Raw genomic sequence first — 18,334 nt, forward strand, 5'->3', positions numbered from 1 at the left:
ACTGTCATGCGCACGTCTCTACGGCCGTTCGGGCCCGCTCGCCGAGAAGCCTCGACCGGAGGGCGTTGAGGGCGTAGTGGTGCCGGGACTTCACCGTTCCCACGGGTATGTCGAGCAGACGGGAGATCTCGCGCACGGTGTGCCCGAACACGTAGAGGTGGAGGATGACTTCACGGTGCTCACGGCTGAGACCGTGCAGCAGCGCGAGGGTCTCCATCGACGTGGCGATCGACTCGGCGTGGTCCGGCAGGAGCGCGTGCAGTTCCCCGGCGCCGAGCATCTCGTCCGCCCCGACCACCTCGTTGCGCGCCATCGAACTGCGGGACCGGTCGATGATCAGGTTGCGGGTCACGGTCAGCAGCCAGCCGCGGATGGACCCGGCGGTGGTCAGCAGCCGCTCCGCGTGCGGCCATGCCCGGAGGAACGTCTCCTGAGCGATGTCCTCCGCCAGATGCCGGTCCCGGAGGATCTTCTCCGCGTAGGCGACCACAGCGGGGGAGTGCTCGGCCATCAACGCTTCCAGGCGGTCGAAGTCGAGAACGGGGGCGGTGAGGACTACGGCGGACGTCTCAGTCATCGGCGATCGCTTCCTGGCGCGGAGTTCGATCTACCGGACAGCGATGGCTCGTGTCACGAGCGGCTGCGGGACACCCACGGCGTGGTGCGGCCGGGCCCCGCCGAGTGCCGGCAGATGTCATTGCCCGACCAGGCAACCAGCCGCTTGTCGACGTCCCGTGGACGACTGATCTACGCGACGTCTACGCCGTAGCCCGGCCGCTCGACACCAGTGGTGTATGTGCAGGCGTGCACGACCGCGGGCGGCACGGACAGCGCCGGACCTCCGCTCCACGGGGCGCAGCCAGCCGGCGAGGGACATGTGCGCCGTCCACGCCAGCTCGGCGAACTCCTCCACGGGCATGGCCAGGGCACGCAGATAGTCCGCGATAGAACTCCGCCAGGCAGAGGGCGAGAATTTTCTGGCGCCCTCGGTCCGCGCTGACACGCCTTCCGGCTTCCTCAAGGCGCTACGGGCCTGTGGGCTGATCGGTTCAACGGGGTGTCGCCGCGGCGTGGACGGCAGCCGTGGCGCTGCCCGGCCCCCGGTCGTCGGCGCATCGGAGTGAACTGCCCACTCGGGAAGCCCGTTGCTGTGCATGAGGCGTCTCACCCAGGGCTGGCAGAGAGGGGAGCGGTCCTCTCCGGCCGAGCCACGGCCACCGCCAAGACGACCGATGGACTGGTGGAGACAGTCCGGCTGTTCAAGATGGCCAAGTCCTCCGCGGTCAAGTGCCGGTCCATGGCCATCAATCAGCTCAAGGCCGTACTCGTGGCAGCAGAGCCAACCCTGCGTGAGTCCCTGGCCGGACTGAGTAACCCCAAACTCATCCGCCGGTGTTCACAGCTGAGGTCCGCGTCCGGCACGGGGCCGCAGGCGGCATCCCGCCACACGCTCCGGCTCCTGGCCAGGCGGATCCTGCACCTCACCGAGGAGATCAACGACCTCACCGCCCGGATCAGCACCGCGATCGATGCCTGCGCACCCAAACTCCTGGAGCTCTACGGTGTCGGTCCGGACACGGCCGCAGCCTTGCTGACCGCAGCCGGCGACAACCCCGACCGTCTGGCCGGCGAGGCCTCATTCGCCGCCCTCTGCGGTGCCAGCCCCGTGGAAGCATCGTCTGGAAAGACCCAGCGCCGCAGACTCAACCGCGGTGGCGACCGCCAGGCCAATTCAGCGCTCTACACCATCGTCATAGCCCGCCTACGCTGGGACACCCGCACCCGTTCTTACGTGGAACGACGAGTCACTGAGGGCAAGACACGACGCGAAGCCATCCGATGCCTCAAGCGCTACGTCGCCCGTGAGATCTACCAAGCCCTCCTCGCATCCAGAAGGCAATCCCCGGCACCAACCCCCGCCGGTTGACATCCATAGGGGCATCAAGCTCGCCGTCCGCTACGAGGCGACCGTACTGCTAGGGCGTGTTTCGAAAGTGCTGGTCACAGCCATTCGTTGATGGCCGCGACCAGCACGGTCGCCTCGTAGCGGACGGCGAGCTTGTCGTACCTCGTCGCCACCGCGCGGTGGCGCTTGAGGCGATTGATCCCGCACTCCACCGCGTGGCGCTCTTTGTAGTCAGCCGCGTCGAACTGCGGTGGCCGGCCGCCGCGCGAACCGCGCTTCTTGCGGTTGGCGATCTGGTCGCGCTTCTCTGGGATCGTGCAGCTGAAGTTCCCCCGGCGGAGTGGACACTCAACTTCTACGCTGCGAGGGTGATGTCCCGACTGTAGCTCAGGCGCATCTCGTGGGGTGTGAGGTAGCCGAGTGTCGAGTGCAGCCGCTTGCGGTTGTAGTAGACCTCGATGAAGCGGAAGACGTCGGCTCGGGCCGACGCGCGGGTGGGCCAGACGGTGGTCCCTATCTCCGCTTTCAAGATCGCGAAAAATGACTCGGCGGCGGCGTTGTCGTAGCACGAGCCGGTCCGACCAGTGCTTTGCCGCATCCCCAACACCCGTAGTTCGGAGCGGAATTGGGTTGAGGTGTATTCGCTGCCGCGATCGGTGTGGAAGATGCAGCCTTCCTCCGGACCGCCCCTGCCGACGGCCATCCGAAGCGCGTCGACGACCAGGTCGGCGCGGTGGTGTTCGGCCATCGCGTAGCCGATCACCTCACGGGTGGCCAGGTCGATGGCCGTGGCGAGGTAGAGCCAGCCCTCATCGGTCGGCAGGTAGGTAATGTCGCCGACCAGCTTCGTCCCGGGCCGGGCGGCGGTGAAGTCGCGCCCGACCAGGTCGGGAGCCGGCACGGCCCTGGTGTCCGGTCTGGTCAGCGAGCGCCGCCGGCGGGTGATCCCGCGGATCCCGCGCTCCCGCATGATCCGCTCGACCCTCTTGCGGTTGACCGGCCGACCCCGGCGCCGCAGCATCGCGTGCACGCGCGGGGCGCCGTAGGCACGTCCCGACTCCGCGTGGATCCCGGCGATCTCCGCCGCCAGGGCCTCCTCCGCCCCGGCGCGGTCCTCGGCGGCCGGGCGGCCCTTCAGCCAGGAGTAGAAGCCCGAGCGGCCGATCTCCAGTACCCGGCACAGCCGCTTGACGCCGAAGGCATCCCGGTGGTCGTCAACGAAGCGGAAACGGCTCACCGCATCGTCTCTTTCGCGAAATAGGCGGCCGCCTTGCGCAGGATGTCCTTCTCCATGCGCAGCTCGGCGTTCTCCTTGCGGAGCCGCTTGAGTTCCTCGCGTTCGGTCGAGGTCAGCTCGCCGGGCTTGCCCTCACCTCGGTCGGCCTTGTCGCGGTTGACCCAACCGCGCAGCCCTTCGGGGCTGACGCCCAGTTCCCGGGCGATCTCTGTGACCGTCCGGTCCGGACAGGAGCGGACCAGCGCGACAGCGTCACGCTTGAACTCCTCGGTGTACCTGTTGCTCATCTTGCTCTTGCCTGCCACCTGGCTCTGCTCTCCCTGGGCTCACGTCCCAGTGTCCAGGTGTCCAGCTCTAAGGGGGAACTTCACGCGGATACCGTGCTTGCGCAGGTAGGCGCGGTTCGCACGGGAACCGTACGCTTTGTCGGCGCGAACCTTGTCCGGCCGGGTCCGTGGACGGCCCGGCCCGAGTCGGGGCACCCGGATCCGGCCCAGGACAACCTGGAACTGCGGGGAGTCACCGCGTTGTCCGGCCGTGATCACCAGCGACATCGGCTTCTGGGCCTGCTCGACCGCCAGGTGGAGCTTGGTGGTCAGCCCGCCCCGGGAGCGTCCGAGCCCATGGTCGTCGGGCTCGGTGAACAGGCCACCGGGCGACTCGACCTGCAGGTCCCCTTTTTGCGGGCCCCGGCGGCATGCTGGTGGGCGCGGGCGATGGTGGAGTCCACCGAGACGTCCCAGATGATCAGTCCTTCGGCGTCGGCCCGGGCCTGCAGTTGCTCGAAGATGCGGTGCCAGGTGCCGTCCCGCTGCCAACGCCGGAACAGTCCGTACACCGTCTCCCATGGGCCGTACCGCTCGGGCACGTCCCGCCACGGTGCACCGGCGCGGGTGCGCCAGCGTATGCCGTCTATCAGCTGCCGCTTGGTGTGTACTGGCGGTCGTCCGGACTTCTTCCCGACGGGGAGCAGGGGCTCCAGCTTCGCCCACTGCGCATTCGTCAGATCGTGCCTCCCCATGAAGTGGATCTTGACACATCAAGATCCACTTCTGAAACACGCCCTAGTTCCATCCGCCGGGAGGAAGGTGCCGCAGGACCGGGCCGCCGTCCTCTGGACAAGGTCCGAACTCTGCAACGGACGCTTTACCGCTGTGCCGAGCAAGAACCCGAACGCCGGTTTCACGCCCTGTATGGCCATGTCCACCGCATGGACGTTCTTCGGCGGGCGTGGGCCGGTGTGTGCGCAAACCGGGGTGCCCCCGGCGTGGACGGCATGACCGTCGACGCGGTGGAGACCTCGGGAGTGGATGCATTCCTCCAGGACCTTTCGCAGAGACTGCGGGCGCATACGTATTCGTCCGTCAGTACTGCGACGGGTCCAGATTCCCAAACCTGGGCGGCCGGGGGAGTTCCGGCCGCTATCGATCCCCACCGTGGCGGACCGCGTGGTGATGACGGCTGCGAAACTGGTCCTTGAACCAGTATTCGAGGCCCAGTTCACCGAGGCGAGCTACGGATTCCGGCCGAAGCGGTCCGCGATCGACGCGTGCGAAGCCGTGCGCGTCGCCGCGAACCAGCGGCGGGAGTGGGTGTTCGAGGCCGATATCCGCGACTGCTTCGGCACGATCGACCATGAGGCGCTGATGGCCCAGGTGGCACGGCGTGTGGTGGACCGGCCGATGCTGAAGCTGATCCGGGCGTGGCTGCGGATGGGAGTCCTGGAGGGCGGGGTGACCTCGCCTACCGGGGCGGGAACCCCTCAGGGCTCACCGGTGACTCCTCCCACGCAATGGGCAACTTCGAGTTCGATGCCGTTCTGGCGTTCCGTCGGCTGGAACAGCCTCGCCGGCAGGCAGGGCTCCGTCAAGTTCCCTGATTGCGTGGAGGGTTGGCGATCAGCGGGTAGGGGCGGATAGCAGAGCAGGCACGGGGGTTCGTGATCATTGTGGTGTCGAAGCCAGATGATCACGAGGATGTCCCGTGCCTGCTGTTGCATCTTCCCCTATCCCTGCCGTGCTGGAGAAGCTGGGGCCGCTGGATGCGGACCGGATCGCTGACCTGCGTCCCTACCTTGAATCGGTTCCGGATCCGCGCTCACGCCGGGGCCGGTGGTACTCGCTGACGGCGATCTTGCTGGTGTGTGCCTGCGCGGCTGTCTGCGGTGCGAAGAGCATCGACGAGCTCGCCGAGTTCGGCGAGCGGGCCACGAACTCGCGGCTGGCATCCCTTGGAGTACGCCGTCACCTGCTCGGCTGGCGGCGCAGCCCTCAAGCCGGTCACTCTCGGACGCGTCCTTCAGGCACTTGACGGCGACGCCCTGGACCAGGCTGTGGGCGCCTACCTGGCCGGCCGGCACCGCATCACCGCGTCCGCGGACGTGCCCGAGACCCGATCGCGGCAGGTCATCGCCGTGGACGGCAAGGCCCTCAAGGGCTCAGCCCGCCTGGCCGCGCCGCGCCGTCACCTGCTCTCGGCGGTCACCCACGACCGCGTCGCCACGATTGCCCAGGTCGAAGTCGGTGCGAAGACCAACGAAGTGCGCCACTTCAAACCCCTGCTGGCGCCGCTCGACCTCGCCGACGCCGTCGTCACCTTCGATGCCCTCCACTCGGTGAAGGCCAACATCACCTGGCTGGTCGAGACGAAGAAGGCCCACTACATCGCCGTCATCAAGACCAACCAGCCCACCGCCTACGCCCAGCTCGCCGCCCTGCCCTGGACCTCGATCAAGGTCCAGCACACCGCCTCCGCCACCGCCCACGGCCGCCGCGAGTCCCGCTCGATCAAAACCTGCGCTATCGCCGACAACCTCGGCGGCATCGCTTTCCCCACGCCCACCTCGCCATCCGGGTCCACCGCCGCCGCAAGCCCACCGGCCGGCCCGAAACCCGCGAGAACGTCTACGCGGTCACCAGCCTCGCCGCCCGTCAAACCCGCCCCGCCGACCTCGCCGCCGCCATCCGCGGGCACTGGGGAATCGAAAATTCCTCCCACTACATCCGAGATGTCACGTTCGCCGAGGACGCCTCGACCATTCACACCGGCACCGCACCCCGCGCCATGGCCACCATCCGCAACCTCGCCATCGGCACCCTGAAGACCCTCGGAGCCGACAACATCGCCAAGACCACCCGCGCCATCCGCCACGAACCCGAACGAGCACTCGCCATCCTGGGCATCACCAACAACCCAGACACTCACGGAACTTGATCAAGCCCTGGAGGATGAACCCCCAAGCTTTTTCTACCGTTGTGGTAAGTGTAACAACCGACTGTTCACAAAGAATCTGTTCTTCGATGAAGAGGACATTACGTGTCGCAACGCGAAGGGGATCCGATGCGTGAATTTGTTGAAGCCCAAGAAGATTTATCTTCACAATTGGAGTTTGTCAGGAATGGCGCAAAAAGCACCCTGCGGCAATTGAATGACGGAGCGAATGCCGCCAAATATTCTAGCAGATCTCTTGCAGCCAGTAGAGAGATCATCAGAGACAACCTCGTTGATGCGATTGAAGCGACCCGTCAAATCGAGGCCGGCCGGGATAGTCGGAACATCACCGCGGAAGGAACCCACAACTACAGCAATTTACTCAATGAGGCTCGGGAGGATAAACGTAGGCTTATTAAGTTCTACAGGTCAGTCATCGCCGTAAATGACGAATTTTCGACCGACAGTCTTAGCCTCTCTTATAGGCCATCGCACGTTAGGAGAGTCGCGCCTTTCGAAGGCAGCATCACCATCACGGGCCGGACCTTCTCTCCTCCCACGTATGTCGCCGCAGCAGCCCGAAGCACTCCGGCGCCAGAAGCGCCCCCGCCTATACACCAGAAATGATTTCTGCTCACCAAGGGCCTAGCCAGTCTCGAAATGGGCAGCCTCAACCCGGCAGGTGACCATACCTCTGTGCGGTGGAGCGGCAGTCGACGGCTGTGACGCCCTGCGGGGTGCCCCTATCTGTTTCGTCAACCCTGGTGGGGTCGGCTTGTAGGGGTTGATCCTGGTTTTCGGGAACGTCCCGCGAAGCGGGATGTTCCCGGCGGATCGGGTGGCTGATGGGCAGCCCGGTGGCCGGCAGGGCCGGAGTGGACGTGCCGGTGCGCGGGCGTGATGGGGCCTGGAGGGTAGGGGCGGTGGAGTCGTCAGGCGGCGAGGTCGACGTCGCCCGGGGGCGTGCTTCGTAGAGGGCCCCGGTGCGGATCATCGCGTGGATGACGTTCACGCGCTGGCGGGCCAGGGGGCGCCGGCGGCGCGGGTCAGGTTGTGTGCCAGGGCCGCCAGGGCGAGCCATGCAGCATTGGCCTGGAAGCGGGGCCAGCACCTCGTCGTCGCGGTCCACCGCCCGCAGGGTGTGCGGCATGGTGCGGGCGGTCTCAGCGATCACGTAGGCGTCACGGGCGTCGGTCTTGGCCTCGCCCGGCTACAGGTCGGCGGCCCGCCGCATTGACAAGCCGGGCAGGTAGGCCACCCGGCAGCCCGCCGCGCGGGCTGCCGGTGAACAGCTCCAGCAGTTTCGGCTCGGTGTTGGGCAGCCGCTTGTCGTGCACGGTTCTGCCGTCCCCGGTCCGGCCGTGGGCATGGTGGAACTCCTTGCCCAGGTCCAGGCCGAGGAAAAGATCTGTCGCGGTCCGGCTGGGTTCGATTCCCAAACCGCTGCCGCTGCCGCTGCCGCGCCCTGCGTCCCAGATCCACCCCTCTCTCGAACGCGTCCTCGGCGCCCGGCTGGCCTACCCCTACATCCAGACCCTCCTCCAACGCCACGGCTCCCCGGCCAGGCTGAAGAAGCTGGGCCGGGACCGCTGCGAGGCCCTGCTCAAGGCACACGGCTCGCACAAGGCCCACCACCTCACCACCGAGATCTTCGACACGCTCGCCGAGCAGACCCTTGTCGCTCCCCGCTCAGCCCCACACTCTGAGCACCCCAGACGCCGCGAACAACACCCAGAAGAACTGAGAAACCCCAGCTCACAGCCACAACTCAGAAAAACTGGGCTACGACACCCGCCGTCGGCAGTCATCAGCAGCCTGCGGGCGCTGGGGTAGTCGTGTCGACCGCGGGCCTACCACCAGCGCCGGAACGAGGCGACAGCAAACGCCGCGGTGTCGTGATCAGTGCCGATGCAATTATCGCCCAGGTCCCTGTGAGGACCCAGGTCCCTGTGAGGACCCAGGTCCCTGCTGGGACGCTGAAGTGAACCTGCCCAACATGCTCTGATCGTAAGGGCTCCTGGATTGAGACTGAGGATTCGCCTGCAGCTGACCTGCTCCAGGTGCTACTGGATGGTGTTGAGCAGCCTGCGCAAATTGCTGGGGGGTGAGAGTGCCGCCACTCGCCCGGAAAGCCTGCAAGTACTCTGCGGCCATACGCTGCTGCTCGGGAGGCAACTGTGCAACCTGCTGCTGAGTAGCCGCAATCTGAGCGGCCAATTGCTCGGGGGTCATCTTACATATCCTTCTGGTTGGATCAATGCTTACTCCCAGAACTACGTGTCACGGCTCTAGTTGGTTCGTTTACTGACCCAGTGAATCTTTCTCGGTAACGGTTCGTGACGGTTCGTGATCTTCGGTCAGGCGGTGCGGCCGTGTTCCAACTGGAGCAGGACGAGGGCGGCTCGGGCGATCCGGGTGATGCCGCTGGGGTCGAGGCTGACCCGGCGCAGGGCCTTGAAGGTGACCGTGAGCAGGGCGTTGGCCCGCTCGGCGACCGCATGGACGCCTCGGATGACCGAGTTGAACGCCTGCTGCTCGTCGTCGAGTTCGCTACCCTTGAGCTTCTTGACCGGGTGACGGAAGCCGTCGCCGACGTTCTCGTAGCCGAGGTCGGTCAGGGTGGGAATGTCCAGAGTGGATGCGAGCCGGTTGAGGGCGTCGACCAGGCCGTGGGTGCGGGCGCAGGTGGTGTCATGCTCGCGGCCGGGGCGGACCGGGGAGACCCAGATCGGCCAGCCGTCGGGGGCGGAGATGACCTGGACGTTGCCGCCGTGGTGCTTGTGCTTCCCGGACCACCAAAGGTCGGCGCCTTTGGGGCCGGGGGCGGCGACGCGGTCAGTACGGATGACGGTGCCGTCCAGGTTGAGATGGGTGTAGCCGGCGGCCGCCGCCCGTTCCAGCGCGGTGGACAGACCCGGGGCGTAGTCGGCGAGCACGGTCAGCCCTTCGTGCAAGAGGTCGCGCGGATAGGCGCGGTGGTGGTACCCCGGCTGCAAGACAGGCACAGGTCCTGGCGATCATGGAGTTGCGACGCTCTGTGATCACCGGGGAGACCTGTGCCTGTGCTGCCATCATGGCTGACCGAACCGCTCTGGTGCCAATTCGCCGCCCTGCTGCCCGAGCGGCCGGAGTATCACCCGGACCATCCGCTGGGCTGCCACCGCCCGCGGATCAGCGACCGGATCGTTTTCGACAAGCTGCTGCAGCTCCTGCGGTTCGGCTGCTCCTACCAGGCGATCGCCGACACGACCTGCTCGGCCACCACGATCCGCAACCGCCGCGACGAGTGGATCCAGCTCGGCATCTTCGCCCGGCTCAAGCAGATCACGCTGGAGTCCTACGACCGGATCGTCGGCCTCGTCCTCGACCAGATCGCAGTCGACGGCTCCATCACCAAAGCCCCCGGCGGCGGTGAGGTTGCAGGCCGCTCACCGGTAGATCGCGGCAGGCTTGAAACGCTCAGGCATGACGGACGGTTACGGAATCCCGCTGGGCCGCGTGCTGGCTGGGGCGAACCGTCACGACTCCCCGCTGCTCGCCCCGACCCTGGACCGCCTGGACGACCTGGGACCGCTGCCCGACGACGTCACCGTCCACCTGGACGCCGGCTACGACTCTGACACCACCCGCACCCTGCTCAGCGAACGCGGCCTGCACGGCCGCATCGCGCACAAGGGTGAAAAGGCACCGATCCAGGCAAGCCGGCGGTGGCACGTGGAGCGCACCCACGCCTGGCAGAACGCCTTCCACCGCCTCGCCCGCTGCTACGAGCGCCGGGCTACCATCATCGACGCCTTCTTCGACCTCGCCGACACCATCATCACCGTACGTAGCCTGATCCGTCAGGCATGGACGACCCACCGCTGGGACGACCGCCCACCCGGCGACGGTGACAGCCCAGCGGGTGAGTCGGCGCATAGTCATCGCGCGCGGGCAGCAGGGCGGCGAACTGGTCCCACAGGGGTTCGAGCAGGCAAGATGGCACAGCAGGCACGGGCCCTCCGGTGATCACTGAGCGTAGAGAACTCCATGATCACTCAGGCCCGTGCCTGTCTCGTGCCCAGAGCGACCAGCCACCGGCAGGCATCACCAATTGCCGGTCGGTCTAAGGCTTGGATCATGAGCGGGTGGGGGCACCTTTCACGTGCAGGGTAGCGAGTGGAGTCGAGGTCTGGCGATGTCGGGGGACGGGAAGGGGCAGGTCGGGCATGTGGGCGGGGTGCATCTGCGGCTGCCCGCGGAGCGGACGGGGCTGACCGGGGCGCTGTCGGCGGCGCTGGCCCGGCCGGGGTTCGTGCCGATGCACGACCGGGGGCAGGTGATGGTGGACCTCGCGGTCGCGATCACCCTGGGCGCGACCTGCATCCGCGACATCCGGCTGCTGGAGCATCAGCGGCCGGTCTTCGGCGCGGTCGCCTCTCATCCCACCGTGTGGCGGGCGCTGAAAGAAGCTGACGAACAGGGGCTTTCCCGGATCGAGCGGGCTCGTGTGATGGTGCGGCGTCGCGTGTACGAACTGCTCCGCGACCGGCCCGAGGGTTTCCCCGAGGTGGAGGTCGAAGGGGTGCCGCTGACCGGCTGGACCGTGATCGACAGCGACGGGACGCTGATCCCGGCACCGTCGGAGAAGGAGGGAGCCCACGGCACCTACAAGGGCTTCCTCGTACATCATGTGTTCGTCGCCACCTGTGACAACACCGGCGAACAACTGGCTGCGACCCTGCACCCGGGCAACGTCAGCGCCAACGACGCTGAGGTGAACATCGACATTCTGACCCGGGCGGTGGCCCAACTGTCCTGGTGGCGGCGCCAGAAGATTCTCTTCCGGGTGGACGGGGCGGGCTTCTCCCACCAGCTGGTCGACTGGATCGCCTCCGCGGGCGGCCGCCAGAGCCCCGCGTTCCGCTGGGAGTACTCCGTCGGCTGGGCCTTCACCGCGCGCGAACAGGCCGCCATCGAGATCTGCGACAAGCAGGGCCTGTGGCAGCCGGCCGGTGGCGGCCCGGATGGCGGCGTGCGCGAGAAGGCGTTCGTCGCCGACATCACCGCCCTGCTCGGCGACCTGCCGGGCTGGCCCCCGCACCACCGGGTGATCGCCCGCAAGGAACCCCTCCACCCCCGCTACGTCAAGGACGCAAGCGCCTACGAGATCAAGCACGAGGCGCGCTACCAGACCTTCGCGACCAACCATCGCCGGGGGCAGATCGCCCACTTGGACGGCCGGCACCGCAAGCACGCCAGGGTCGAGCCCAAGATCCGCGATCAGAAGGCTTCCGGGATCGGCCTGTTGCCCTCGCGCGAGTTGAACGTCAACGCCGCCTGGCTCACCGCCACCACCCTCGCCACCACCCTCGCCGCCGATCTCCGCTGCTGGTTTCAGCTCCTCGCCCTGGACGGCGAGATGGCCAGGGCCACTCCGAAGACGTTGCGCTACCGCGTTCTCCACGTGCCCGCCCGCCTCGTCCGCGGCCAGCGGAAACAACGCCTGAAACTTCCCGACACCTGGCCCTGGGCCGACATCATCATCCGCGCCTTCCGGCGCATCCTCGCTCTGCCGCACCCCGCCTGACCAGCACGAACGATCACATCGAGCGCAGAGAGGGGGCCACCAGCAGGCCCCGGGCCCGTGGAACCCGGCGTCATCCGGCACGTCAGCCGACGCGCACCCCTGACCGGCACCGTCCCCGGACAGGACTCAACGCGACATCACGGACGCAAGATCAACCGACTGCCGCTGTGAAACAAAGAGGCTGGCTCACACCGTAAGTGATCGCGGAGCTTGCTCGCAGCCTTACTGGTGGTGTTGCCAGAGGGTAGTTGCGATAGAACGCCCTGAGCGTCCGACACGTAGACATAGGTGTGCCTGTCCTTCGGCGACAGCCGCAGTAACTAAGAAAGATGGGAATCGAATTACATGGCCACTCCTTTGGGGAAGGCGTTCGAAGCGCTTAAATCCCTGTTTCGTCGGTCTTCAGGGCAGACGGGCCCGTATGAGCACCCAGCGTTTCTGTCATCATCGGATCGGTCGAACGCGAACGCGCCTATCGTCGACGGGTTCGTTTCAAATACTATCTCTGCCAGGAATGCCGTTTTTGAAAGGGTGGCACCGGCTGCGGCTGCTGCGCCCGTGGCCACAGCAGCCGCCCTTCAGGTACCTGGAGTCCGCAGGGGGCGAGACGCAGCTTTTCCTATCACCCCAGTTCGCCCTCGTCAGTCGCAGGGCAGGCGTTCGGTCGGTTCTACGGTGCGACGAAAGCAGTAGCGCAGCCTATGCGCTCTCGCTGAGCCCGCGCTCCCCCTGCCGCGGAATGTCCAGAGGCTCGTTCCACGGGCGGCCTCCAGGTGCTGGGGAAGGCGATGACGCACCCTTTCCAAGCCGTAATGCGCGAGTGGTCGCCCCTCTCCCGTATGCCTCCGGCCAGGCCCGCTCTCTCGCACCCCCGTGTAAGCGAGTCTCACGGACCTGACGCGTGGCGGGTGTTCGCAGTTCATCCGTGCCCCCGAAGAGCGCAGGTCACGCAGGAAACCTCGGCCTTCGCCCAAATCGCACCACGGACGACTTAGCAACCCCTGCTGCTCAAACAGGTCCGCGGTGAGTAACGGATAGCTGAACAGAAACACACGGCGGACGGCGTGGAGGGCGGCCGTATGGGTGCCAATTGCCGGTGCCACCCGCAGTCCGCTCCCACAACCTGGCAGCGCGCCCGAAACCACGGCCCCTGTCCCGCATTCCGCTTGGGCAGGTGCTTTTTTGGTGCAACCATCCACGCAAAGCGCGCAGTTCCCAGGGCCGTCCGGCAATCGGCGATCCAGACCAAAGGGGCGACCGCGACACGGCTGCACGAACGACACGCTGATGAAGTCCCTCAGCGGCCCTGGATGTCAGACCTCGCCGACCTGTTCCTCCTCAGAGGGAGTTGGGCGGTCTCTGAACTAAACCACGCGCCAGGTACGTAGCTCTCAGTGGGAACGCTGGACGTCTCCCTGCAGATCTTCGAGGCGACAGGTCCGACAGCTGACCGGATCCGGTCCACGGGCGTCCCCGATTCCGTCCGCTTGAGCGGCACCCAGTATTACAAACGGAGGGCCGAATGGCAGTTTCCGCCGACCATTCTTCAGATGCGGCAATTAATGACCGGCAGAGCGCCCAGTCGTCGAGCGCCGAATCTTACAGTGTGCCTGAAATAAAAGAAAGGGAAAGCGAAAGAGAGAAGCGTAGGCAGGCACGGGTGGAGCGTGCTGTCAGGGATGGCCAGAAGGCTGCGTCGCCAGGTGAGTCTGAAGCGGCACGCCCCCATATGCAGACTCCGCCGGTTCCCGCACCGGTGGCCGTACATCCCGGCACGTCCGGGCAGATGCCCGGAGGTACGACGAGGTTCGTGGAAGTTTTGGGCGACGCCTCAACGCCGGCCAACGTCCTCGGTTTCGTCGCCCCTCCCACGCCCAGTACTTACCGACCAGCATCCGAAAGCCTGCTCAACCGTGCGGTGCGCGGAGCGCAGGCCGCGGTGAAGCCGCTGGCCGAACGTGCCGCGAAAGCGATACCTGCCAGCATGCTTGAACGTGCGAAGCGCGGGTGGCAAGTAGTGAAGCCCTTGGTCAACAAAGCCATCCAGTTCACCAAGGAGAATCCCCGGGTGGCGGCCATGATCGCGGTCGGAATCGTCGTAGGCGGTGCGGTCGGCAACCTTCCGGGTGCGATGGCCGGCGCCGCCGCGGGATTCGCGGTCGGCACGATTGCCGAAAAAAATTGGAGCAAGATCCAGGAGACGCGCCAAGCCGCGCAGGGCACGCCCCAGCCCCAGCCTCAAGCACGCGCGACGAAGGAAGGTCCGAGCGTCTCTTCCCTTCTCGAAGCGGGCGCAGCCTGGGTGCGGGAGCCACGACGGGAACAGTCACGGACACACTCTCCGCAGTTGTACGGTCCTGCGCTCCCTGACACTCGTCAGACCGCACTCTCGGTAAGTGACAAGATCGCGGCTACCGCCGCTCTCCGCGCCGAGGGCACGGACGGGCTCATGGCTTCCAAGCCCCACGCGTCGCGGGGCTCCGCCGCCCAACCCGCCGCTGTCACGAGCAAGAGGCCAGACAGGCGTTTGAGTATCTGATTCCGCGTACGTGACCGATCTGTGCCGGAATCAACGAAGCCCCTCGGTCGTCGGTGTGGTGAGCGTCATCATCACACCGACAGCCAGGGGCTTCACCAGATCATGTGAAGGGAACACTGATCCGCTTGCTACGCCGACGAGATGCCGTTCCCGTCGGCTCTCAGGAACTCGTCAGCAAGCGGAAGAGGCCTTGTTGTCGAAGCTGCCCAGAGAGGAGACGGACTCGCCTCCCGAAACGCCGTACATGGCTCCGCCGGTGGGTGCCGTTTCCCACATGAAGAGCACACTGCCGGACTTGTTGACCACCGACGACACGTTGTTGTCGAGCGCATCGCCGTTGTTGAACTTCTTCCCGACGAGGCTCTTCTGACACGCGGTCCACAGGCCGTTGCTCAGCTGGATCTTCGGAACGACGTACACGGAACCGGTGTAACCAGCGTTCTGGTAGAGGCATACCTGACCAGCGCCACACACGTAGGCGGCGTTGGCCGGCGATGCGAGGAGGCCGACCGAAGCCAGCGCCAACGCGGCTGCCGGAGCGGCGACCGAAAGACGCAGTGCCTTAATCTTCATCGTTACTTCAACTCCAGATGTCATCGACTGGCATACGGCAGGAGAAGCCCGCCAGCGTGTTTACGGGTCCTCAACTCACTACGTGCGAGGCGAGTCCCACAGTTCACTCCGAAGTCCCCTTCCGCTCCGTCCATGAACGGAGCGGAAGGAGACGACGGTAGGTGGCCGAGAGGGCGCTCAGTGTCCCCGCGGAAGCCTCAGCCGCATGACTCGCGCGCAGGGCAGGGAGCCAGACCCCCACCTCCCTGACAGAACCTCCGTGCCACGGCTGCCCAATCGCTTCTCGGGGGTCTGTAAAGCAAGCGGTGTAACTGGGTTTGGTGTGGCTAGAGTTGGCCTGCGGTGAGACGGCCGTCGAAGGCCAGGTCGAAGGCGTTCATAGCGCCCTTCCAGCGCATGGTCCAGCGTTTACGGCCGGCGCCGGTCGGGTCGAGGCTCATGACGGCCATGTAGACACATTTGAGGGCGGCCTGCTCCGTGGGGAAGTGCCCGCGGGCGCGGACGGCCTTGCGGATGCGGGCGTTGACGCTCTCAATACTGTTGGTCGTGCACACGATGCGGCGTATTTCTGCATCAAACTGAAGGAAAGGCGTGAACTCGGGCCAGCTGGACTCCCAGAGGCGGACGATCGCCGGGTACTTCTTGCCCCAGGTCTCGGCGAATTCCAGGAACCGCGTCGTGGCCGCGTCCTCGGTCGGCGCGGTGTAGACGGGCTTGAGCGCCTTGGCGATCTTGTCCCAGTCCTGTCGGGCCGCGTATCGAAATGACGCCCGCAGCAGGTGAACCACGCACGTTTGCACCACAGTTCGCGGCCAGACCTCGCCAACTGCGTCGGGCAGGCCCTTCAACCCGTCGCAGACCAGCATGAGGACGTCTTCGACGCCCCTGTTCTTGAGCTCGGAGAGCACTCGGAGCCAGTGTTTCGCGCCTTCGCCGCCGTCGCCGGCCCACAGGCCGAGGATGTCGCGGTGTCCCTCGGCGGTGACCGCCAGGGCCACGTAGATCGGCCTGTTCGCTACTTGGCCATCGCGAATCTTGACGTTGATAGCGTCAATGAAGACGACCGGGTAGACGCGGTCGAGCGGCCGGTTCTGCCATTCCGCCATGCCATCCATCACCTTGTCGGTGATCGTGCTGATGGTCGTCTTGGAGACGTCCGCGCCGTAGACCTCGGCCAGGTGCGCGGAGATCTCCCCGTGCGTAAGCCCCTTCGCGGACAGCGAGAGCACCATCTCGTCCACGCCGGTCAGCCGGCGCTGCCGCTTCTTGACGATGGCCGGCTCGAAGGAGCCCTCCCGGTCGCGAGGCACGTCGATCTCGACCGGCCCGATGTCCGTCAGCACCGTCTTGGACCGGGTGCCGTTACGGGAGTTGCCGCCGTCCTTGCCCGCCGGGTCGTGCTTGTCATAGCCGAGATGGTCGGTGATCTCGCCCTCCAGGGCCGACTCCAGAACCGCCTTGGTCAGCTGCTGCAGCAGCCCGCCCTCGCCGGTCAGCTGCAGCCCCTTGCTGCGGGCCTGCTCGACGAGCTGGTCGATCAGTTTCTGCTCGACCGTCGCGGCCTCCGGCGACGGATCCGCCTGGTCAGCGGCGGCCACGAACTCGGTCACGGTGTCAGTCACTTGATGTCTCTTCCATGATCATCAATTACACCGGTGAGCGTACAGACCCCGATGGGGGCAGTGCTGGTGCCGGAGGCGGCGGCGACCCGGACGATCCCGCCGTGGCCGAGGGCCGTCGCCTCACTGGCCAGGTACAACCGACGGCGGCGCTCATCGAAGTGCGGCAGGATTTGCTCGAACTTAGTCCGCAGAGCACGGGTGGCAGCGCGGCCTGACAGACACGGGGTCATATCTCAGACTCCCACCAACACCCCTCTGCCGAGCACTTATTGAAATACGGGCCCCCAGCGCACCGGAGTATTGCCTTGCCGCCCCGACGGCGTCGGTGGAGGACTTCTCGTCCCCCGTCTCGTCCACGATCAACACGGCGTCGTCATCCGCGAGTTCACCGGCCGCCCAGGTGGCCGTCCGGTCGCGCACGGCGTCGTGATCCCACACGCCGCGGGACAAGAAGTGCTGCAGCCGGGACGGCGACGCGTGCCCCAACGCCTCAGCGAGCGTCCAGCAGTTGCGGGTCTCGAGCCCCGTCAGCATCGCCTCGGCCATGTCCCTGGCCAGCAGCCGCGACTCCCGTCGCGGGAAGCAGGCGGCCACCGCCGCCATCGCCGCCCTGAAACACTCGCTCCACACCCCACCGGCTATCGTGGCGCCCACGGCCACCGCGTCCTGATCTGTTGTCACAGACGATCATCATCGCGGTGGCCGTACTCGTTCCCGCGGGCACCCCATCAGGCCGCTCACCAGCACGAATCCGTCAACGATCAAGAACTACAGCTGCCGAGACAGTCAGCCGTCCCCAAGTGAAACGGCGAGGTAAGAAGCTGTTTCCCAACTTGAAGCATGGCGACATGTGCTTCGTTTTTTTTGGACGATTCAGTCAGCGTCTACTTCTGTGGGACTCCGTCACGGCGTACGGGTGATTCAGGTAGGAAGCTTCGATTGCTTTGGCTGTCTCATCTCGGCGGCCTTGGTTGTTGTAGTTCGCGATGCGCATAGCTGCTGCGCCAGCTATTGCGGCGCGTTCAGGGAGGGGGATCGGGGTTTTCGGAGCGCCTTGCTGATCGTGGGGTTCAGCCGGTTCGTTTGGCGGAAGCGATGTCTGTGGGTGTGCATTGCCTCGCGCTCGATCTTGTCGGTGGTAAAGAGGGAGAGACGGGTAGTGGGTTCCTGCATCTTGGGGGAGGAGTTTTGTTGCGTAGTAGGACAAGCCTTGCGCGATTGCGCCCGCGCTACCTGCAACTGGACCGAGTAGGCCGACACCTGAGGCGCCGTATACGGCTGCTCCGGCAATGTTGACTAGGCCACTTCCGGCCTTGTAATAGTTGGGTTTCGGATGAATATGGTCCGGGTCCCAATATATTTGCAGATAGCGGTGGGCTTCGTCGGCAACTTGCTTAAGGCCTACCGTTCCGGCTATCGCAAGCCCGGTTCCATAGACCTTGAGGTTCTTTGCGATGGTGCCAGCACCCTGAAAAACGTAGGGGAGACCTTCAATACTCGCTTCAAGGATATTTTGGCTGAAGGATTTCTGGCTCATGTCTTTCCGTGTCCCGTGCGGTGAGTCGGCATCTGCGTCAGGCTTCACACGGAGATACGGAGGATGTGCCCATCGAGGAGGATCTCTTGACGAGTCTCATGCGCTCAAAGTGACGGTCTTAACGCTTTTCATGCTGCTGGA

At 65.8% G+C, this 18,334-nt stretch carries 15 protein-coding genes and 8 pseudogenes; 10 read left to right on the forward strand and 13 right to left on the reverse strand.

From position 1 onward, the window contains the following. Positions 1-4 precede the first annotated feature (4 nt). Positions 5-577, reverse strand: coding sequence for a sigma-70 family RNA polymerase sigma factor (locus OG568_RS60895; protein WP_329538518.1), 573 nt, complete (start codon positions 575-577; stop codon positions 5-7). Between the two features lie 663 nt (positions 578-1,240). On the opposite strand from OG568_RS60895, the gene OG568_RS60900 reads away from it, so the two are divergent. Beyond that, positions 1,241-1,927, forward strand: coding sequence for a transposase (locus OG568_RS60900; RefSeq protein ID WP_329538519.1), 687 nt, complete (start codon positions 1,241-1,243; stop codon positions 1,925-1,927). A gap of 74 nt (positions 1,928-2,001) precedes the next feature. Here OG568_RS60900 and OG568_RS60905 read toward each other — a convergent pair. From OG568_RS60905 to OG568_RS60915, 3 genes and pseudogenes are all read right to left on the reverse strand, one after another. Beyond that, a pseudogene (locus OG568_RS60905) lies at positions 2,002-2,247 on the reverse strand (IS5 family transposase); the annotation flags it as partial. Between the two features lie 14 nt (positions 2,248-2,261). Next, positions 2,262-3,430 (reverse strand): IS3 family transposase gene (locus tag OG568_RS60910; protein WP_329538566.1). Its coding sequence is split into 2 segments (ribosomal slippage): positions 2,262-3,157 and positions 3,157-3,430, totalling 1,170 coding nucleotides; the frame shifts between segments, so codons are not numbered across the junction. A 66-nt stretch (positions 3,431-3,496) separates the two neighbouring features. Further along, a pseudogene (locus tag OG568_RS60915) lies at positions 3,497-4,164 on the reverse strand (IS5 family transposase); the annotation flags it as partial. A 289-nt stretch (positions 4,165-4,453) separates the two neighbouring features. Here OG568_RS60915 and OG568_RS60920 point away from each other — a divergent pair. From OG568_RS60920 to OG568_RS60940, 5 genes are all read left to right on the forward strand, one after another. Continuing rightward, positions 4,454-5,062 carry a reverse transcriptase domain-containing protein gene (locus OG568_RS60920; RefSeq protein WP_329538521.1) on the forward strand — a complete coding sequence of 203 codons (609 nt, stop codon included), beginning with the start codon at positions 4,454-4,456 and terminating at the stop codon, positions 5,060-5,062. 97 nt (positions 5,063-5,159) lie between these two features. Continuing rightward, positions 5,160-5,453 (forward strand): transposase family protein, encoded by a 294-nt coding sequence (locus OG568_RS60925; RefSeq protein ID WP_329538522.1) that lies wholly within the window; start codon positions 5,160-5,162, stop codon positions 5,451-5,453. Continuing rightward, positions 5,374-6,243, forward strand: coding sequence for an ISAs1 family transposase (locus tag OG568_RS60930; protein ID WP_329538524.1), 870 nt, complete (start codon positions 5,374-5,376; stop codon positions 6,241-6,243). The genes OG568_RS60925 and OG568_RS60930 overlap by 80 nt, the downstream gene beginning before the upstream one ends. After that, positions 6,207-6,356: a hypothetical protein gene (locus OG568_RS60935; RefSeq protein WP_329538366.1), complete on the forward strand. Its 150-nt coding sequence runs from the start codon at positions 6,207-6,209 to the stop codon at positions 6,354-6,356. The genes OG568_RS60930 and OG568_RS60935 overlap by 37 nt, the downstream gene beginning before the upstream one ends. A gap of 126 nt (positions 6,357-6,482) precedes the next feature. Beyond that, complete coding sequence (locus OG568_RS60940) at positions 6,483-6,980, forward strand: hypothetical protein (RefSeq protein WP_329538525.1); 498 nt, start codon at positions 6,483-6,485, stop codon at positions 6,978-6,980. A 469-nt stretch (positions 6,981-7,449) separates the two neighbouring features. On the opposite strand, the pseudogene OG568_RS60945 reads toward OG568_RS60940, so the two are convergent. After that, positions 7,450-7,786 (reverse strand): annotated as a pseudogene (locus OG568_RS60945) (IS110 family transposase); the annotation flags it as partial. Between OG568_RS60945 and OG568_RS60950 the strand changes: the two are divergent. Further along, positions 7,734-8,186: a hypothetical protein gene (locus OG568_RS60950; protein WP_329538577.1), complete on the forward strand. Its 453-nt coding sequence runs from the start codon at positions 7,734-7,736 to the stop codon at positions 8,184-8,186. The pseudogene OG568_RS60945 and the gene OG568_RS60950 overlap by 53 nt on opposite strands. Here OG568_RS60950 and OG568_RS62080 read toward each other — a convergent pair. Continuing rightward, positions 8,144-8,263 (reverse strand): annotated as a pseudogene (locus tag OG568_RS62080) (ISAzo13-like element transposase-related protein); the annotation flags it as partial. The gene OG568_RS60950 and the pseudogene OG568_RS62080 sit on opposite strands and share 43 nt — an antisense overlap. A 447-nt stretch (positions 8,264-8,710) precedes the next feature. Continuing rightward, positions 8,711-9,307 (reverse strand): annotated as a pseudogene (locus OG568_RS60955) (HARBI1 family protein); the annotation flags it as partial. Positions 9,308-9,409: 102 nt separating this feature from the next. Here OG568_RS60955 and OG568_RS60960 point away from each other — a divergent pair. After that, positions 9,410-10,232 (forward strand): annotated as a pseudogene (locus OG568_RS60960) (IS5 family transposase); the annotation flags it as partial. Here the strand turns inward: OG568_RS60960 and OG568_RS60965 are convergent. Beyond that, a pseudogene (locus OG568_RS60965) lies at positions 10,231-10,347 on the reverse strand (IS5/IS1182 family transposase); the annotation flags it as partial. The pseudogenes OG568_RS60960 and OG568_RS60965 sit on opposite strands and share 2 nt — an antisense overlap. Before the next feature lie 183 nt (positions 10,348-10,530). Here OG568_RS60965 and OG568_RS60970 point away from each other — a divergent pair. Both OG568_RS60970 and OG568_RS60975 read left to right on the forward strand, forming a co-directional pair. Further along, on the forward strand, positions 10,531-11,922 hold the full coding sequence (locus OG568_RS60970; protein ID WP_329538526.1) for an IS1380 family transposase: 1,392 nt from the start codon (positions 10,531-10,533) through the stop codon (positions 11,920-11,922). 1,810 nt (positions 11,923-13,732) lie between these two features. Next, positions 13,733-14,461 (forward strand): hypothetical protein, encoded by a 729-nt coding sequence (locus OG568_RS60975; RefSeq protein WP_329538527.1) that lies wholly within the window; start codon positions 13,733-13,735, stop codon positions 14,459-14,461. Between the two features lie 171 nt (positions 14,462-14,632). Here the strand turns inward: OG568_RS60975 and OG568_RS60980 are convergent, their stop codons facing one another. The 5 genes and pseudogenes from OG568_RS60980 to OG568_RS61000 form a co-directional block, all read right to left on the reverse strand. Then, on the reverse strand, positions 14,633-15,058 hold the full coding sequence (locus tag OG568_RS60980; RefSeq protein WP_329538528.1) for a peptidase inhibitor family I36 protein: 426 nt from the start codon (positions 15,056-15,058) through the stop codon (positions 14,633-14,635). Positions 15,059-15,360: 302 nt separating this feature from the next. Further along, the gene (locus tag OG568_RS60985) at positions 15,361-16,632 is read right to left on the reverse strand and encodes an IS256 family transposase (protein ID WP_413254821.1); all 1,272 of its coding nucleotides are present in this window, start codon (positions 16,630-16,632) and stop codon (positions 15,361-15,363) included. Between the two features lie 74 nt (positions 16,633-16,706). Beyond that, a pseudogene (locus tag OG568_RS60990) lies at positions 16,707-16,886 on the reverse strand (ISAzo13 family transposase); the annotation flags it as partial. Further along, a complete protein-coding gene (locus OG568_RS60995; protein ID WP_329538529.1) occupies positions 16,837-17,337 on the reverse strand; it encodes a transposase in 501 nt (166 codons plus the stop codon). The pseudogene OG568_RS60990 and the gene OG568_RS60995, both read right to left, overlap by 50 nt. A gap of 196 nt (positions 17,338-17,533) precedes the next feature. Next, positions 17,534-18,193: a hypothetical protein gene (locus OG568_RS61000; RefSeq protein ID WP_329538530.1), complete on the reverse strand. Its 660-nt coding sequence runs from the start codon at positions 18,191-18,193 to the stop codon at positions 17,534-17,536. Between the last annotated feature and the right edge of the window lie 141 nt (positions 18,194-18,334).

This window comes from Streptomyces sp. NBC_01450, from assembly GCF_036227505.1.
Lineage (GTDB): Bacteria > Actinomycetota > Actinomycetes > Streptomycetales > Streptomycetaceae > Streptomyces.

Coding starts and splice junctions, on each gene's coding strand:
- OG568_RS60895 (WP_329538518.1), bottom strand. CDS start 577: ATGACTGAGACGTCCGCCGTAGTCCTCACCGCCCCCGTTCTCGACTTC.
- OG568_RS60920 (WP_329538521.1), top strand. CDS start 4,454: ATGCATTCCTCCAGGACCTTTCGCAGAGACTGCGGGCGCATACGTATT.
- OG568_RS60935 (WP_329538366.1), top strand. CDS start 6,207: ATGGCCACCATCCGCAACCTCGCCATCGGCACCCTGAAGACCCTCGGA.
- OG568_RS60940 (WP_329538525.1), top strand. CDS start 6,483: ATGCGTGAATTTGTTGAAGCCCAAGAAGATTTATCTTCACAATTGGAG.
- OG568_RS60970 (WP_329538526.1), top strand. CDS start 10,531: ATGTCGGGGGACGGGAAGGGGCAGGTCGGGCATGTGGGCGGGGTGCAT.
- OG568_RS60980 (WP_329538528.1), bottom strand. CDS start 15,058: ATGACATCTGGAGTTGAAGTAACGATGAAGATTAAGGCACTGCGTCTT.
- OG568_RS61000 (WP_329538530.1), bottom strand. CDS start 18,193: ATGAGCCAGAAATCCTTCAGCCAAAATATCCTTGAAGCGAGTATTGAA.